Origin of the sequence: Erwinia sp., assembly GCF_031978025.1 — a bacterium.
GTDB lineage: Bacteria > Pseudomonadota > Gammaproteobacteria > Enterobacterales > Enterobacteriaceae > Erwinia.
The window spans coordinates 1-2,195 of the sequence record NZ_DALZCD010000336.1 but is presented as its reverse complement, the minus strand read 5'-3'; the positions used below and the strand labels follow the sequence as shown (position 1 = coordinate 2,195).

3 protein-coding genes and 1 pseudogene are annotated in these 2,195 nt (G+C 48.2%); all 4 read right to left on the bottom strand.

The window, feature by feature from the left end:
- Positions 1 to 361 (bottom strand): annotated as a pseudogene (locus RTK32_RS19665) (NlpC/P60 family N-terminal domain-containing protein); the annotation flags it as partial.
- Complete coding sequence (locus tag RTK32_RS19660) at positions 358 to 1,170, bottom strand: N-acetylmuramoyl-L-alanine amidase-like domain-containing protein (RefSeq protein WP_312046919.1); 813 nt, start codon at positions 1,168 to 1,170, stop codon at positions 358 to 360. The gene RTK32_RS19660 and the pseudogene RTK32_RS19665, both read right to left, overlap by 4 nt.
- A gap of 187 nt (positions 1,171 to 1,357) precedes the next feature.
- Positions 1,358 to 1,573, bottom strand: coding sequence for a YheU family protein (locus tag RTK32_RS19655; RefSeq protein WP_312046918.1), 216 nt, complete (start codon positions 1,571 to 1,573; stop codon positions 1,358 to 1,360).
- Positions 1,530 to 2,195 (bottom strand): hydrolase (locus RTK32_RS19650; protein ID WP_312046917.1); only part of this gene is annotated, 666 nt, incomplete at its 5' end. The genes RTK32_RS19655 and RTK32_RS19650, both read right to left, overlap by 44 nt.

Sequence of the window (2,195 nt, the reverse complement as noted above, 5' to 3'; positions counted from 1 at the left end):
CATGAAGACTATTCGCCGCTTCGTTACTGCTGAGGATTTTATCAATGCGAGCCTGATTCCAGGGAGAGCCATCATTTGCTCTTGTACCGAAGTAATGCGATTTAAGCTGCTGAAAGTGGCGCTGCTGGGTAGCTTCATCAAGCAGAGGGGTGTGGCTGGCTATTGATGATGGCGGGATCCATTTATCTACATCCTGTGAATAACGTGCCATAGGGAAAATGGATTTGTTCTCGTCCACCGACATGTTTTTTTCCTCAGAAGAAAATGAACTGTGCATCCGTTCATTTTTCAGATGACTTGAGGAGGTATGACAGCCTGTGATGAGTAAATAAATAATAAAGCTAATATATTTTCTTTTCATTTTATCTCCTGGTTTTGAGGGCGGAGAATGATAATCCCCGGTTTATCTTTTATATATTCGAGAAAGGGCGAATCTGTCACTTTCATATTTTTCGATAATGAGGAAGCATTTCTGAACATCGGCCCAGAGTCACCGGCGATAAAAATGCCAACGTGGGTCACATCCAGTCCGGCTATATCCGTATAGATACCGATAAAGTCGCCGGTTTGTAGATTAGCTATTGTCTGCTGGTCAACGGATTTTGCAGGGATCCAGGTAATGTTTCTTTTATGAATCTCTACGCCCGGAAGGTACCTGCTGCCATCAGCCTTCAGATTCAGGTATTTTATCTTTTGCTGATAGTGTGAACTGACTATAGCCGTGACATCTTTTGCATTGCGGAAGGGTAAAGCTGCCCAGTCGGTGAAAAAATGCTTTCTGTTCTGAAACGTGATTTTTCCTTCTACATAGCGCGTCTTAATGAGTGCGGCATAAAATGCCTCTTTGGTCGTTGCACGAGCCAGAGCATTGACATAATCAATAAAAGTGAAGCAGTCAACGCCGGTCAAATCAACAACCAGCTTTTCAGGCTGGCTTTCAGAACCTGAAAGCGTATCTGCCCGGTATGGCGTTCCAATAAATTGATCGGAAACTTGTTGGATCCTCTCGCCGAGTGAAGCGTGAGGATAGGGTTTAATTTGGTTTTCTAAAATATATTCTATTTTTTGTTGTGAGGTATTATTGGTAACAATTAGAGCGTTATGAGGATAAGAGCGACAGGATAGTAATAAAAGGCAGGCAACAACAGGCAGCGCGAAAAAATATCTCATGATGAGCTCCTTCTCAATCGGTTCTGAGGTTTTATTACGCACGCGGAGAATTGGCAATATATTTTTTTGCAGTTAAGAGGAAGGTAATTATTAATGTTATATTAATAAGGAAGGTAATGTTTTAATATGGCAGGTCGCATTATTTGAAAATTTGCTGCCGGCTCTGCATGGCCGGCAGCGGGATCCGTTAACGCACCTGGCCCTTTGGCATGATATTGACCGTCTCATGCAGCTCTGACCAGACCAGCACCGCTTCGCCGTTTGTCAGCTGACGACGCACGTCATTCACTTTTTGTTCCAGCGAGCGCTCCTGCTCGCCATAGTCGGTGCCTTCCCGCAGCACAAAGGCTTCAATCAGGTTAGCGAGCGTGTCCGGGTCCAGTTCTTTCCAGGGAATAATCATTGTTGTCCAGCCAGGTTGAAAGCCATTGCGGGATACGCTGTTCTAGCCACATTTGTGGCCTGCGCAGCGTTCCCCCCACGAACCCTACATGCCCGCCGTGCTGAGTCAGCTGATACGTCACGCTGTCAGGCAGCATACCGGGGGCGGGAATGACCTCGTCGGTCATAAAGGGATCGTCTTTAGCATGAATGATCAGCAAGGGTTTACGCACGCCGGAGAGCAGCGGCAAGGCGCTGCAGCGACGATAGTAGTCCGTTGCGTCCAGAAAACCGTGCGCTCTGGCGGTAATGGCATCATCAAACTCCCTGAGTCTCTTAAGCGCCTTAAGCTGCCTTAAGTCCACAGGCAGCGTGCCGGGCCAGGCGTGCAGTTTGCGAGTGGCATTCTGCTTCAGTAAGTTTAGCAGGTAGCGCTGATAGATACGCGAGAACCCCTGCTCCAGCCTCTGGCTACAGGGTTCCAGCATCAGCGGTGCCGAGACAATAACGCCGGCATCCAACAGACAGCTGTCACCCTGTTTGCCCATCAGGCAGCCCAGCATATTGCCGCCAAGCGAAAAGCCTACGGCTGCGGTCGCGACCGGTCCCCAGGTTTCCCGCAACCAGTGCAGAAAATAGCTGGC

Excerpts from the sequence above, each read along its gene's own strand:
- RTK32_RS19660 (WP_312046919.1), bottom strand. The coding sequence starts at position 1,170 with ATGAGATATTTTTTCGCGCTGCCTGTTGTTGCCTGCCTTTTATTACTA.
- RTK32_RS19655 (WP_312046918.1), bottom strand. The coding sequence starts at position 1,573 with ATGATTATTCCCTGGAAAGAACTGGACCCGGACACGCTCGCTAACCTG.